Origin of the sequence: Brevibacillus laterosporus, from assembly GCA_007833815.1 — a bacterium.
Classification (GTDB): Bacteria; Bacillota; Bacilli; order Brevibacillales; family Brevibacillaceae; genus Brevibacillus_B; species Brevibacillus_B laterosporus_D.
In genome coordinates this window covers 698122-713205 of sequence record CP033464.1, presented here as the reverse complement: position 1 = coordinate 713205, position 15084 = coordinate 698122, and the positions used below count along the sequence as shown (strand labels likewise).

The window sequence follows — 15084 nt, the reverse complement described above, 5'->3', positions numbered from 1 at the left end:
AACCAGGTGTTTCAAAAAGCAAGTCTTTTGACAATACCATCGTCAAAGCGAAACAAACTTGTCATTTGAGCCATACGGCATTGTGCGAAAAACATTATCACAAAAAGAACTTGTATAAATGGCTACAAGTTCTTTTTGTTTTTACTATGAAAACGAAAATTAGGCTTTTATACATGTTAGTTTATATTAAGCTTAAGACCAAACCTATTGATCATTATTAGTGGTTGAATTTTTCGAATCATTAATTTTTTCAATGTTATTCTCTATGGATCTCTCTATAGAACTTCCACCCCATATTGAATTTTCCATATTATTCACTTTAACTTTGTCCCCTACATTAAATTTTTGCCCTTGTGTTAAATAAACCTCTACAATACCATCTTTACCGCTGGATTTAGGATATTTAACAAGCACAAAGTCCAATGGTTCTTCTACGTAAGCTTCAATTGTACAGATGTTGCAAGCATATATTCAGAAAAACTTCTCATCATTGCACCAGTTGCTTTTACTTGATCACCTAATTTCACATTAAGTTTAAAATCTATCTCTACTCTAATAGGGCCATCAAATTGTGTTGATTCAATATAAATAGCATTTTCTGCAATCTCAACTACACGACCTTCAATTGTTGAAGTAATCGATTCAATAGAAGCTGCACTAGCTTTCGTTGCTTCTAATCCTGGTAAATTTGTTCCTGCAAGTGCTGCGATTCCTAATGCTCCAGCTAAAATGATTTTTTTCATACCCTATAACATCTCCATTCATTTGTTATTAGATTCAGTTAATGTAACAAGTTATATTAACCAACCTGTAACCATTATAGTTACAATTATGGCGATTATCAACTATAAAATGAATGTAATTTTGCATATTTAAAAAGCGTACATTATTTATCAATTACTTTTATCTGGATATTCAAAAAACTTATTGATTTCATAAATCAGTTCCTTTGGGTGGTCAAACATCATCGCATGGGACGTTCCAGGAATAACAACCGTTTTGCTTTTTTTTAGTTTAAGTTTAACACTTTTTATAAACTCTAACTTTTTGTTAAGGTCACCTTCTTTTTCTGCTGGCAGAAATAATACACTACATTGGATATTGTCATACAAATGTTCTACTCTTCTATCATAAAGGTCTTCAGTTATTTGTCGTAGCGTATCTCTCATAGATATAAAAGTTACTTTCCCATTCTCCAGTTTTCGAGGCTCATAATCTTCCATCACCAGCTCACGCTCTTTGCTCCAGGGAAGCCAGTTCGTCTTCATAAACTGTATCAACGCTTCCTTTGACTCAAATTCCTGTTCGGGACTGGAAAAGTATTTATTTAAATACTCTTCTTTTGATTCAGTATGCAATCCTCCGAATTTATTAACTAAAGCCCCTTCGGAATTAACTAAAGAAAGGACCCTCTCTGGGTACATCGATGCAAACCTTGTGCCAACATAACAACCGAGGGAGCTTCCAACGATATAAGCTTTATCGATTTCAAGAGCATCTAGTACCGCTCGAACATCTTCAGCTAAGGTTTCAAGTTGATATCCCGTTGCAGGCTGATCTGACTTGCCATGTCCTCGTATGTCCATAGCAATTACGCGATATTTTTCCATAAAGTTTGGAATTATGCTCCTCCAAATGGCGGAACTTCCACCCATATAATGCAGTAATAGCAACGGTTCACCCGTCTGGCAGTATTCATAAACCTTAATTCGTACGCCATTTGAATCTATCATATGTTCTTTCATCCCAATACCCTCCCATATTTTCCTTATTCACTATTATTTTTTGGAAAATTTCATGATTTTATTTATATCTTATCGTATATTAGTGACAGATAACGTCACTAATAATAGGAGATATTTTCATGTCTAGAAGTGGAAGATTATTTGAATTATTAATTTCGTTACATACAAAACACCGATTTACTGTTCAAGAATTAGCAGATGAGTTCTCTGTATCAAGAAGAACAATGCTTAGAGACTTACAACTATTAAGTGAAATGGGAGTCCCTCTTTATTCTTCACCTGGACCGAATGGCGGTTATAGTCTTATAAGGGAACAGAAACTTCCACCGATATCATTAACAGCAGAAGAAGCTACAGGGCTGCTTCTATCATATGAATTATTAGAGCAACATGACGGACCCTTCAAACATGAAAATATGTCAATCCTTACTAAAATACGTGCCACCATGTCTGTCGAAATGCTTCAAAAGGTCGGACAATTAAAAGCTAGATTAGCAATCGATTCTCCTCGAAGAAGCTTTAAGAACCCTTATCTAAAAGATATATTGCAGGCATCCTTAGAAAGAAATCATGTGGAAATAGAATATGAATCCCGCTCTGGATATTCAATTCGAACAATTTTTCCTTTCGGACTTTTTATATCTAATGGATTATGGTATTCTTTAGCGTTTTGCTATAAGCGTAACAATACTGTGACATTTCGAGTCGATCGGATTGTTTTCCTCAAAGTTAATCAAAATTTTACTGAACCTATTCCTGTCGATATGACAGTTGAACAATGGCTAAAACAATCCGATCATTCAACAAAGGAATTTATCTTAAAAGTTCAATTAACAAAATTGGGCTGTAAAATGTTAGACCCTCATCCTATAGGAGAATGGATTCAAGTTAATCCTGATGGTACTGGAGTAATCGAAGAAAAAATCAAAGAGTCGGATATTCGTTTTGTAGGAAGGCTGTTCCTTAGTCTTGGTGCTGAAATTTTAATAGAGGAACCGGTTGAATTAATACAATTCTTACAGGAAGAAGCATTTAAAGTAGTCAATCAATATTCGAAAGGGTAAAAAATAAATTACCAACAAAGCTGAAATTGCAAACTATTCTAAAGGACTTAACCAACGATTTAACCGTTTAGCAGTAAAATTTCTTCAAGTGAAAGAGAGATGGAATAGCAGAAGAGCCAATGACTGATCAAAAGAGATCAATTGTTGGCTCTTTTTCATGAGTTATTTAAAAAACCACTTTACCTTTTGTAAAGCCTGCTTGGTCGTATGATAGCGAACAGGGATATCAAAGAGTGTAGTTTGCTTCAACACACTTTTTTGATGGGAGAAAACATCAAAGCTTCCTTTTCCATGGTAGCTACCGATACCGCTATTGCCAACTCCACCAAATGGTAAATAAGGAGTAGCAATATGAAAGACTGTGTCATTGATACAACCACCACCAAAGGAAAGCTGGGACATGAGTAGATTCTCTGTCTCTTTACTTTCTGTAAAAAGGTAAAGAGCAAGTGGCTTTGGTTGAGCTCGAACCTTAGAGATAGCTTCTGAGAGTTCATCATATGTCAGGATTGGGAGAATGGGTCCAAAAATCTCGTCCTGCATGACCGGGTCTTGCCATGTTACGTTATCCAAGAGTGTAGGCTCGATAGCTAGAGCATCAGAGTCAACATTTCCCCCGAGGATGACCCTCTCCTGATCTAGGTAGGAAAGCAAACGCTCAAAGTGTCGCCTATTTACAATGTGCGTATAATCAGGATTGGTTAGGGCTTTAGGATAGAGCTCCTGAATAAAGGCCCTCAACTGGCTAATCAATTCCTGTTTCACAGAGGAGTCTATGAGCAAATAATCGGGTGCCACACAGGTTTGGCCAGCATTTAAAAATTTCCCCCAAACGATTCGTTTCGCGGCAAGACGCAGGTTAGCATCACGATGCACAATACATGGGCTTTTTCCGCCCAGTTCTAGCGTGATCGGAGTTAAATGCTTGGAGGCAGCTTCCATAATCACACGACCAACAGGGACGCTACCTGTGAAAAAGATATAATCGAACTTCTCCGCTAACAATTGATTACTAACATCTATACCACCTTCAACTACACTAATAAATTCAGCAGGAAAGGTCTGTTCAATTAAACGACGAAGTAGGGCAGATGTATGGGGTGTGAGCTCTGATGGCTTTATAACAGCACAATTCCCGGCAGCAATAGCCCCAATTAAAGGTGCTAGTGCGAGTTGAAACGGATAGTTCCATGGGGCGATAATCAGCGTGACTCCATAGGGTTCAGCATGAATACGACCACTGGAACCAAAGTGAGTGAGTGCTGTTTTTACTCGTTTTGGCTTTGCCCAACTTTGTAAATGTTTACAGATATAACGAATCTCCTCTAGCACGATTCCTATTTCGGTTGAGTAGGTTTCAAATTGTGATTTATGCAAATCTGTCTGTAGAGCTTGATAAATGTCCTGTTCGTGTTGAGTGATAGCACTACGTAGTTTTTTGAGTGCTTCTATTCGGAAAGAAACGTTTTTTGTTTGTTGGGAATGAAAGAATTGACGTTGCTTGGAAAGCAATTCTTGAATAGGGGTCATAAGCGCCTCCTTTAATTTTCATTCACGTATGATGAGTTTATCATCGACAGAATATTTTCCTAATATTATACTTTCAGGGATAAAGCAGAACATAGGAGGTATGTTGCTATGGTAGATATTGAGTCCAAGCGGGTCAGATGGACCTTTGTCTTCTCCATTCTATTGGGTATTTTGTTTAAAATACTATTTGCAGATTTTATGCTGGGAGTTTCATACCCGTTATTTTTGATAGCCATGTATCTAATCTTTCTCTATTTCTTTAAACAAGAAATAGTTTTACAACCTAGCTTTGGCTGGTTGTTACTCATTCCGATGCTCTTACTTTCCCTTACGTTTGCTATTTATGATCATACGACGTTCCGCCTAATCAACTTTTTGCTTATTCCTTGTTTATGGATCCTTCATACCATGCTAATCACAAATAAAAAGGTAGAGAAAGCGGGATCGCTGGACATCTTATTCTCCATTATGGACCTACTCATCCTGAGATATCTATCCTGTTTAGGTGCACCTTTTAAGGTATGCATAGCATGGCTCAAAAAACAGGGTAATCCTCAAACCATTGGGCAACTTGGCAATGTGGGCATAGGTTTACTCATCTCCATTCCCATTTTCCTGATTGTGGTCCCGTTGCTGACTTCTGCTGACTCTCTGTTTCGCCAGTTTATTATTACGATGCCTAAATGGAGTGGGTTACTGTCCATTTCTGGCTGGCTTATTAATGTAGTAGTAGTTCTCATAAGTGGTATCGGTTTTTTTGTGTATTTGATTGCTTTAGCTACTCAACAAAGGGAACAACTTGTTGAACCGATTGTTTTGACAGAAGAATCAAGAAATGATCGATCAAAAACAGGATATCTTGATTTTACGGTAGGTGCCACCATGTTATTGGTGTGCAATGTGCTGTATGTGGTGTTTGTAGGCTTTCAAGTCTCATATTTATTTATGGGGGCGAGTGGACTACCTGATGGAATAAGCTATGCGGAATACGCCCAGAATGGATTCTTTGAACTAGTAAAGGTGTCGTTTTTTAATTTATTGCTCTTGTTAACCAGTCTACACCTTATAAAAAGAGAGACCTCACAGAAAGGGAGAGTCATTAATCTGTTACTAACTGTTCTTACTGTCTGTACTCTGTTTATGCTTTATTCAGCCCACTTTAGACTCCAGTTATATGAAGAGGCATATGGATTTACCTTTCAACGAATCATAGCTCGCTTGGCAATGGGGTGCTTACTGATAGCATGTGGAGTGATGCTATATCAGATATGGAAACGTACGCTACCGCTTATCCGTGTATTTATTATGATAGGACTATGCGCGTATACGTTGATAAATGTTATAAATGTAGACCATTGGATTGTAAAATTAAATATAGAACGATACCAAGCCATCAAAAAAATAGATGTATATTATTTAACCACATTATCACTTGATGCGATACCTACTTTAGCTGCTTATGCAGAGAGTGGACCAGAGTTGAGTAAGAAATTAATGCCTATATTAGCAAGTTACGATGAAAGGTATGAGTCAAGTAAGCTTGATTCCTGGCGTTCGTTTGTTTGGTACCGTTATCGGGCTGATCAAATACTAAACAAATGATGTGATAAAATAACTATAAAATATTCTGAAAAATTCATTGACGGTCTTTATGTAGTGAGGTAGAATTTGTAAATACGAAAGTGATACGAAAAGGAAAGGAGATGATTCACGTGAGAATGATGTTGATTCCAAGTGTAAAGCAATTTCAATTTCATATCTCCTGTAATCTATCTCTTATATCCAAGGCATCACTGTCTTGATTGAGTGTGAATGAAAAACTAAGAGCGTAGGTTACGGAATTTGTAACGTGCGCTCTTTTTGACAGAACAGGTGTAAAGACATGTCGCGCATAAGTGACGTGTCTTTTTTGGTTCTGTCAGACGATAGGTTCATGCGAGAAGGGAGAGAGAAAGCATGATAGCTGTTTTTCAAAAGTTAGGCTGGTTTTTTCGTGAAGAGTGGAAGCGATACTTCATTGCAGTCGTTTTTTTGGTGATAAACGGGGTACTGGAGGTCCTACCACCTAAACTAATGGGAACATCCATTGACCAAATTTTTGCTGGTTCCATGACGGGACCAAGATTGCTCCTTATGATTGGCTTATTGTTAGCGATCGCTTTAAGTAATTATGGAGTCACTTATATTTGGATGAGAAATTTGTTCGGGGGTTCTTTTTTGGTTAGTAGAAAATTGCGTTCCAAATTGATGGGGCAATTTTTAAAAATGACTCCAACCTTTTATGAAAAAAATCGAACAGGGGATCTGATGGCACGGGCGACTAATGATATTCAAGCAGTATCTCTAACTGCCGGATTTGGCATTCTGACCTTAGTTGATGCGACTGTATATCTGGCGGTTATTTTGCTAACGATGACTATTTTCATTAGTTGGAAACTCACCTTGATTTGTATTTTACCAATGCCATTAGCTGCGTACGTATTAAGCAAATATGGGGAGATGCTACATAAAAGATTCACGGAGGCACAAGATGTTTTTGGAAAAATGAACGATCAGGTATTAGAAAATATCTCAGGTGTGCGAGTGGTTCGAGCCTATGTACAAGAAGCGGCCAGTCGTAAGAGTTTCCGTGAAGTATCAGAGGAAACATATAAGAAGAATCTTTCCGTTGCTCGAATTGATGCCTTATTTGAACCCACGATGAGATTGTTAAATGGTGTAAGTTTTCTACTAGGTATCGGGTTTGGTGCCTACTTTGTTTATCATCAAGAAATTACATTAGGGGATATGATTTCGTTTAACATTTATTTAGCCATGCTGTCTTGGCCGATGTTCGCTATTGGTGAGTTAGTCAATATTATGCAACGGGGTAATGCTTCTCTGGATCGGGTGAATGAAACGCTTGCCTATGAGCCAGATGTTCAAAACGAACACGGTCTGGTAGATGTACCAACGCCTTCTACAATCTCTTTTCAGAATGTGACCTTCCGTTATCCTTCGTCAGAGGTAGATAATCTCAGAGATGTTACGTTTGAACTAAAGCGTGGGCAAACATTGGGAATTGTTGGACGCACAGGTAGTGGTAAGACAACTCTGATCCGTCAGCTTTTACGTGAGTATCCGCTAGGTAAGGGAGAAATCCAGATTTCTGGCACTCCCATGCGAAAAATTGCGTTAGATCAAGCAATTAGCTGGCTAGGATATGTACCACAAGGGCAAATATTATTTTCTAAAACCGTATTACAAAACATTCGATTTGGTCGACCGATAAGCTCTATAGCCGATGTTGAGCATGCACTGGTTATGTCTGCCTTCCAGAAAGATGTTACCTACCTACCAGAGGGACTGGAAACGATGGTTGGCGAAAAAGGAGTCTCTTTATCAGGGGGTCAAAAGCAACGTGTCTCCATAGCCCGTGCATTAATTGCAGATCCAGAAATTCTTTTGTTAGATGATGCACTCTCTGCGGTGGATGCTAAAACGGAGACAGAAATTATCACACATATCCGTGCAGAGCGCTCAGGTAAGACCACATGGATTACGACGCACCGTCTATCAGCAGTCCAGCATGCCGATCTAATTCTAGTGATGGATGAGGGATCTATTGTTGAACGAGGAACTCATGAACAGCTAATGAAACAGGAAGGCTGGTATAAACAACAATATGAACGCCAGCAGATAGAGGCAACTTTAACAGATGGAGAGTGAGAGACATGGGTAGGCCTTCTAAAAGGTTATGGCAATATGCCTTGCATTTTAAGAAAACACTCATTTTGGCTTTAACCATGCTGTCATTAGCGGTTGCTGCCGACTTGATGGGACCGATTTTAGTCAAACAAATGATTGATGTCCATATACGAGGCATTGAGTATAGTTGGTACCAGAGTGATCAGGGGAGTGATGCTGTTGCTTATCGTGACCACTATATCAAACGCAGTGATCATTGGCTAGCAGATGAGCAGAAAGGAAAGGAAGTCCGCATTCTACAAGTAGGGAAAGAATATTACTTCATTGATCAACCGATTGCTTTTGATGGGGAACGGATGATTGAAAATGGAAATCTTCTTATTCAAAAGGGGGCGAACAAAGCGGTATATCCTGCTGAAAAATTAACCACAGCTGAAGTATTTGCTCTATACAAGCCGGAAGTACAGCCGCTTATTACTCTTTGTTTGATTTATTTTGGCTTATTAGCCTTGATTTCCCTCCTTTTATATGTGAAAAAGTATTGGTTACAAATCTCAGCGAACCAAATTATTCAGAAGATGCGTGTAGATGTTTTTGATCATATCCAGCGCCTCCCAATTCAATATTTTGATAACTTACCAGCAGGGAAAGTGGTTGCACGAGTGACGAATGATACGGAAGCTATTCGTGATTTGTATCTGACTGTGCTCTCTAGCTTTTTTACGGGGATCATTTACATTACTGGTATCCTGATTGCCATGTTCATATTAGAGCCTATGTTGGGTACCATTTGTCTCGTGATCATTCCAATTTTGATAGTTTGGATTTACGTATATCGATATTTCGCTTCTCGTTATAACCATGTCATTCGGGCAAGAATTAGTGATATTAATGGCATGATTAATGAATCGATTCAAGGGATGCCTATCATTCAGGCCTTCCGTCGTCAAAAGGAAACAGAGAAAGAGTTCGAGGAACTAAACTACGATCATTATAAGTTTCAAAACAAAATGCTGCTACTTAACTCACTTACTTCCCACAATCTAACCAATTTCCTGCGTATCGTCGGATTTGCACTGCTGCTGTGGTATTTTGGAGCACAGTCTTTGACGCTAGGCAGTGCATTTTCACTTGGACTGATGTATGCCTTCTTGGAGTACATGGTTCGACTCTTTAATCCAATTAGTGGAATTGTTAATCAGTTACCACAATTAGAGCAGGCATTAGTAGCAGCCGAACGCGTATTTGAATTAATGGATGAACCGGGTATTCCAGTAACAGATGGTAAAATGGACAGATATAGAGGAAATGTAAAATTTGAGAATGTTTGGTTTGCTTACAAGGATGAGGAATATGTGCTGAAGAATATCTCCTTTGAGGCTAAAGAAGGCCAAACCATTGCATTAGTCGGTCATACGGGATCAGGTAAAAGCTCCATTATGAACGTCCTGTTCCGATTTTATGATTTTGCAAAAGGGAAAGTAACCATTGATGGCAAAGAGATTCAAGAATGGCCGAAACAATATGTACGTCAGCATATGGGAATCGTGCTACAAGATCCGTTTTTATTCACAGGAACGATTGCCAGCAATGTCAGCCTCGACGACCCGAACATTTCTCGGGAAAAGGTTGAGAAAGCTCTAGATGATGTAGGAGCCAGACAGTTATTTGCCCATTTAAGCAAAGGGTACGATGAACCTGTTATTGAGAAAGGGAGTACGCTATCAGCGGGGCAACGTCAAATCGTTTCATTTGCCCGTGCACTTGCCTTTGATCCAGCTATTTTAATCTTAGATGAGGCAACAGCTTCTATTGATACGGAAACAGAGACTATCATTCAGCAGGCGTTAGACGTAGTGAAAAAAGGACGCACTACTTTTATTATCGCACATCGACTCTCTACAATCCGCCAGGCAGATTGCATTCTCGTACTGGATAGAGGAGAAATCGTGGAGCGAGGTAACCATGATGAATTAATGCTACGAAAAGGCAAGTATTATCAAATGTATCAACTCCAACAAGGTGAAACGCAAAGAATAGGGGTGTAAAGCCTGGAGGAGGAACAGTATGTCGTTTCCTGTTAAATCCGAACGAGAGATTACAGAACAGATTGTTCTTTGCGACAAACGGGGAAGATTGCGACCAGAAGCGATTGGCTGGTCGCGTCATCCATTCCATAATTGTCAGATACCGGGGCATGTGGGACGGAAAAAGAAGTGGAATTTTTGGTTTATTGCAAGCGATCAAGTGATTATTACGGTGGCTGTTTGTCATTTGGATTACATTGGCTTAGCGTTTTTTCATTTGATTGATCTGCAATCGGGTCAGAAGGTGGAGCAAACGGTGAAGATACCCTTTGCGAGGGGGATATATTTGCCTGATGATGTAGATAGTGACGTACATTTTAAACACAAGCAACTTCAGCTTTCATTTACTAGGACTGAGGGGACTACAACGATACTGGCAAGTGGGGTGGCTAGCGGAGGAATACCTTATACAGCAGAAATTAGTATTGCAGAAACCACTGAGGCCCTACATATGGTCATTCCTTGGAGCGGTACCAGATTTCAATATACAGCAAAGCAACCGGGAAGAGCAGCAGTAGGCACGGTACGTGTAGGCTGTAAGATTTATAACCTTACAATAGAAACAACATCAGCCAGTCTAGATTTTGGACGTGGAGCCTGGCCCTATGATACCAAATGGAATTGGATGACTTGTTCATTTCGATGGAAGGGAAGCTGGTGTGGATGTAATCTAGGAGCTGGCTGGACAGATGGAACAGGAATGACTGAAAACGGCTTGCTAATCCATCAACGTGCTGAAAAAATAGCAGAACCAATTCAGTTCCTCTACGATCCAGCCTATCCGATGAGAACGTGGCACATAACAACTACTAGTAGCGACCGAGTTCAACTCATGTTTACACCTATTCATTATCAGGAGAAACGAGAAAATTATGTAGTATTATCCTCTCACTTGAAGCAATATATTGGAAAATGTAGTGGTACTATGCAAACGGAGGGCGGAGATGTAATTAGGATAGAGGATGTCTGGGGAATCTGTGAAGAACAGCAGGCACGATGGTAACGTGATAGAAAGGCAATCACTTAGAGAGATAGAAAAGCAGGGGGTTAAATCTGTTGAGGAAGTATGTAAAACAATACTTTAGCCAATTTGATGTGTTAGTAATCTGCATCCTGTTCGCTTTTGGCTTTCTGTGGTTGATTCCTGATATGGGGCGTTTTTACGTTTGGATGGCTTTGGCAACAGGAATGCTTTCCTACGCGGTCAGCGAATACCTCATCCATCGATTTCTCTTTCATATGAAACCACCAAGAATACGCTGGCTTTTGACAATGATGAAACGATTGCACTACGATCACCATGTATTTCCCGATCAATTGCACCTATTGTTCCTGCCAACCTGGTATAGCCTGCCTTTGATAGCTATCGCAGGGAGTATGGTTTTTTTAATCACCAGGGATTTTTCTCTCATGGTTGCCTTTGTAACTGGGATCATGGGCTACCTGCTCTATTATGAATGGGCCCATTATATTGCGCACCAACCTGTACAACCGATCACCCCATGGGGGAGATGGATGAAGAAAATGCACCTCTGGCATCATTATAAAAATGAAAACTATTGGTATGGAGTGACGAATCCTGCCTTTGATGTACTACTAGGTACCTTTAAGAATGAGAAAAAAGTGGAAAGAAGCTCAACAGCTCGTAATTTGGAACAAAACGATATGAAATAAAAGCAGGTAGCCCATCTCTGTGATCTAAGAGATGGGCTTAATATTGTGTTTTGGTCTGTTATTTTACATAGGAGCTAATATCTACATGCAGAGCACTAGCAAGGCGCATACCAAATTCTCGATCTGCACGGAAAAAGTTGCAAACAGCGAGCATTTTTGTACGCTCATGAACGGTAGCGAGATCGTTAGCAAGATTGGCAATCAGATTGACCTTCTCCTCGGGATTATAGCTACGATAACGCTCACCAGCTTGAGCGAAATCATTAGGTTTATCAATCTTTTCACGACTAACATGCCCAACAAGAGGTGTTTCTGATTCCTTGTATGCAGGATCTTCTACTGGATTCCCTACATGTCGGCTCGGCTCATAATTGACAGGGGAGCTTTGTTGCTGGGATTGCATTGCTCCATCACGCTGCTGATTATGGACAGGAGCATACGGACAGTTAATCGGTAGTTGCAAGTAGTTAGCCCCTAAGCGATAGCGTTGTGTATCAGGATAGGAGAACAGACGTCCCTGTAGCAGCTTATCTTCCGATGGTTCGATGCCAGGCACAGTTGCACTTGGAGAGAAGGCTACCTGTTCTACTTCCGCAAAAAAGTTTTGTGGGTTGCGATTAAGAGTCATCACTCCCACTTCTTGTAATGGATAGCTTTGCTCATCCCAAATTTTTGTAGGGTCGAGTGGATCATAATCAAGGGAATCCATCTCATCTACAGGCATGATTTGAACAAACAGTGTCCACTTTGGAAAGTCACCAGCTTCAATATGTTCATACAGATCACGAGTAGCGTGATTAAAATCCTTTGCCTGAATCTCGGAAGCTTCCTTAGCAGATAAATTCTTTACACCTTGAGCTGGTTTCCAGTGATACTTCACATAAACGACGTGACCTCTTGCATTTACCCATTTGAACGCATGGACACCAAATCCCTCCATATGACGATAAGTGGCAGGTGTACCATAATCAGAGAACAACCAAGTCAGCATGTTCGTTGATTCAGGCGTTAGGGTCATGAAATCCCAATAACGGTCTGGAGTTTGGATATTTGTATCAGGGGATGGCTTTAGGGAGTGAACCATATCAGGAAACTTCAGAGCATCACGAATAAAAAATACGGGTAGATGATTTCCCACTAGATCATAATTACCTTCTTCTGTATAAAATTTGGTTGAAAATCCGCGTGGGTCACGTAATGTTTCTGGAGAACTCTGTCCATGAATAACAGTGGAAAATCGGACAAAGACAGGTGTTTCAAGTCCTGCCTCTTGTAAGAAGGCTGCTTTGGTAAATGAACTCATACCTTGAGTTGTTACGAAAACCCCATGCGCACCTGAACCTCTAGCATGAACGACACGCTCAGGAATTCTTTCTCGATCAAAATGGGCTAATTTTTCGATTAAATGATAATCTTCTAACGTGGTAGGACCTCTTTTTCCAGCAGTACGGGAATTTTGGTTATCTCCTACAGGTACACCTTGATTTGTTGTCAAACGTGTTTTATCCATTTATAAAAGCATCCCCTTTAATTATAATTATTATCATAAAGAAATTATTCAAATTACTAATTTATAATTATTATAAAATAAAAATTATTTTTGTCAATGCAAATATGATCCCGCTGGCTTTTATCATTTATTTCCCTGTGTTTACTATTCATGATTTCAAAGGAAAGAAGGCAACCTACAAACAAATGAATTATTTTCCTACATGATCGGGAAAGTGAGGGTGTTTTTATGCTTCATTTCGTTTGGATTTCAACAATCATTCATGTTTGCATTACGCTCCTTTTTGCAGGTTTTATTATTACAGATAATCGGAAGCCAGAGCGTACACTATTATGGATTTTAGCTGTGTATAGCTTTCCTTTGATTGGAATCTGCCTTTATTTTTTTGTCGGGAGGAATTGGAGTAAAAAAGAGAAGGATCAACAGCATATCAAATATCAGGAAACCCTTACTCAAAACAGAACGGAAGCACAGCAAACAACAGGTCTGCGATACACAAAAGGAGCGGTCCAATCAGCCGATACTAGTAGACTGGACTCAACTGCTACTATGCTGATACGCCTCATTCAAGCAAATGTAGGGGCACAGATAACACAGGGGAATCACGTAGAATTGTTTCATGAAGTCGCTCCCTTTTACACCTCTTTATGGGAACAAATAGACCAAGCTAGACATCAAATTCATGTCCTGTTCTATACGATTGAAGGAGATTATGTGGGGCGATCCCTGCTTGATTTACTCAAGAAAAAGGCTGAACAAGGCTGTGAGGTACGAGTTATCGTTGATGATATAGGGAGCAAGACTTTTCCCGAAGCTTGGGCTGACGAGTTACGCCAAGCGGGTGGACAGATATTCAGGTTTAGTCCGCGCAAGCATTGGCAGACTTTTCTACGCCTTAACTATCGTAATCACCGCAAGATCGTCGTGATTGACAATCATATCGGTTTCTTTGGAGGATGTAATATTGGAAAAGAATATGTAGGAGAGGATCCAAAGCTGGGATTTTGGCGGGATACTCATTTGCAAGTATGTGGGGAAGCCACAGGTGAGCTTCAAAAAACCTTTATTCAAGACTGGGAGATGGTATCTGGTCTTACAATAGATATGACCACTAATCATCATTCACACGCTGAGAAGACTGATGAAGAGGAAGGTAAGCCGTCTGTTGAGCAGGCTCATGGGTACAAAAATGAGCATATGATTCAAATGGTAGCGACAGACCCTCGCGCACGCTGGGAATTAATTCGCCAAGCCTTCCTGCAAATGATCATGCGAGCAGAAAAATCAGTAAGAATTACTTCTCCCTATTTTATACCTGATGAGGTATTACTGGTGGCTTTGCGCACGATAGCACAGGCTGGTGTGGAGGTAACATTAATTTTACCAGCCATTCCCGACAGCAAGCTGGTTTATTATGCTTCCCAGAGTTTTCTCGATGAGTTAAAAAAAGCAGGTGTTACCATTTATCTGTATGATAAGGGATTTTTACATGCAAAAGTATTACTTATAGATGATGATCAGGCATCGGTGGGAACGGCCAATTGGGATCACCGAAGTTTTTGTCTTAACTTTGAAGTTAATGCCTTTTTTTATGGGAGATCAATTGTGATTCAAGAGCTAACGAAACAATTTGAACGGGACATGAAAGATAGTAGATTAAGTCTGGATGAACCGAAACCACTTGGTCGTAAATATCTCGAATCTGTAGCTCGTCTATTCTCACCACTTCTCTAATGAGTAATGACAAAAAAATTTTTTGTATGAAATGTTCACGCCAGGCGGACGTT

General features: G+C 39.8%; 10 protein-coding genes and 1 pseudogene. 7 read left to right on the top strand and 4 right to left on the bottom strand.

The features are described from left to right. Positions 1-204: 204 nt before the first annotated feature. Positions 205-743, bottom strand: a pseudogene (locus tag EEL30_04615) (ATP F0F1 synthase subunit alpha). A gap of 150 nt (positions 744-893) precedes the next feature. Further along, a complete protein-coding gene (locus EEL30_04610; GenBank protein ID QDX91716.1) occupies positions 894-1745 on the bottom strand; it encodes an alpha/beta hydrolase in 852 nt (283 codons plus the stop codon). A 119-nt stretch (positions 1746-1864) separates the two neighbouring features. Here EEL30_04610 and EEL30_04605 point away from each other — a divergent pair, with 119 nt between their 5' ends. Then, the gene (locus EEL30_04605; GenBank protein QDX91715.1) at positions 1865-2809 is read left to right on the top strand and encodes a YafY family transcriptional regulator; all 945 of its coding nucleotides are present in this window, start codon (positions 1865-1867) and stop codon (positions 2807-2809) included. A 162-nt stretch (positions 2810-2971) separates the two neighbouring features. Here EEL30_04605 and EEL30_04600 read toward each other — a convergent pair whose 3' ends face one another. Beyond that, complete coding sequence (locus EEL30_04600; GenBank protein QDX91714.1) at positions 2972-4339, bottom strand: aldehyde dehydrogenase; 1368 nt, start codon at positions 4337-4339, stop codon at positions 2972-2974. Between the two features lie 108 nt (positions 4340-4447). On the opposite strand from EEL30_04600, the gene EEL30_04595 reads away from it, so the two are divergent. From EEL30_04595 to EEL30_04575, 5 genes are all read left to right on the top strand, one after another. Next, on the top strand, positions 4448-5941 hold the full coding sequence (locus EEL30_04595) for a DUF4173 domain-containing protein (protein ID QDX91713.1): 1494 nt from the start codon (positions 4448-4450) through the stop codon (positions 5939-5941). Between the two features lie 354 nt (positions 5942-6295). Further along, positions 6296-8047 (top strand): ATP-binding cassette domain-containing protein, encoded by a 1752-nt coding sequence (locus EEL30_04590; GenBank protein ID QDX91712.1) that lies wholly within the window; start codon positions 6296-6298, stop codon positions 8045-8047. 5 nt (positions 8048-8052) lie between these two features. After that, the gene (locus EEL30_04585; protein ID QDX91711.1) at positions 8053-10074 is read left to right on the top strand and encodes an ABC transporter ATP-binding protein; all 2022 of its coding nucleotides are present in this window, start codon (positions 8053-8055) and stop codon (positions 10072-10074) included. 19 nt (positions 10075-10093) lie between these two features. Next, the gene (locus EEL30_04580) at positions 10094-11116 is read left to right on the top strand and encodes a DUF2804 domain-containing protein (GenBank protein QDX91710.1); all 1023 of its coding nucleotides are present in this window, start codon (positions 10094-10096) and stop codon (positions 11114-11116) included. 50 nt (positions 11117-11166) lie between these two features. Continuing rightward, the gene (locus EEL30_04575; protein ID QDX91709.1) at positions 11167-11787 is read left to right on the top strand and encodes a fatty acid hydroxylase; all 621 of its coding nucleotides are present in this window, start codon (positions 11167-11169) and stop codon (positions 11785-11787) included. A 58-nt stretch (positions 11788-11845) separates the two neighbouring features. On the opposite strand, the gene EEL30_04570 is transcribed toward EEL30_04575, so the two are convergent. Then, entirely contained in the window at positions 11846-13297 is a 1452-nt protein-coding gene (locus EEL30_04570; protein ID QDX91708.1) for a catalase, read from the bottom strand. 228 nt (positions 13298-13525) lie between these two features. Here EEL30_04570 and cls point away from each other — a divergent pair, with 228 nt between their 5' ends. After that, positions 13526-15031 (top strand): cardiolipin synthase, encoded by a 1506-nt coding sequence (cls, locus tag EEL30_04565; protein QDX91707.1) that lies wholly within the window; start codon positions 13526-13528, stop codon positions 15029-15031. The last annotated feature ends 53 nt before the right edge of the window (positions 15032-15084 follow it).

Coding starts and splice junctions, on each gene's coding strand:
- cls (QDX91707.1), top strand. CDS start 13,526: ATGCTTCATTTCGTTTGGATTTCAACAATCATTCATGTTTGCATTACG.
- EEL30_04570 (QDX91708.1), bottom strand. CDS start 13,297: ATGGATAAAACACGTTTGACAACAAATCAAGGTGTACCTGTAGGAGAT.
- EEL30_04585 (QDX91711.1), top strand. CDS start 8,053: ATGGGTAGGCCTTCTAAAAGGTTATGGCAATATGCCTTGCATTTTAAG.
- EEL30_04595 (QDX91713.1), top strand. CDS start 4,448: ATGGTAGATATTGAGTCCAAGCGGGTCAGATGGACCTTTGTCTTCTCC.
- EEL30_04605 (QDX91715.1), top strand. CDS start 1,865: ATGTCTAGAAGTGGAAGATTATTTGAATTATTAATTTCGTTACATACA.
- EEL30_04580 (QDX91710.1), top strand. CDS start 10,094: ATGTCGTTTCCTGTTAAATCCGAACGAGAGATTACAGAACAGATTGTT.
- EEL30_04610 (QDX91716.1), bottom strand. CDS start 1,745: ATGAAAGAACATATGATAGATTCAAATGGCGTACGAATTAAGGTTTAT.
- EEL30_04600 (QDX91714.1), bottom strand. CDS start 4,339: ATGACCCCTATTCAAGAATTGCTTTCCAAGCAACGTCAATTCTTTCAT.
- EEL30_04590 (QDX91712.1), top strand. CDS start 6,296: ATGATAGCTGTTTTTCAAAAGTTAGGCTGGTTTTTTCGTGAAGAGTGG.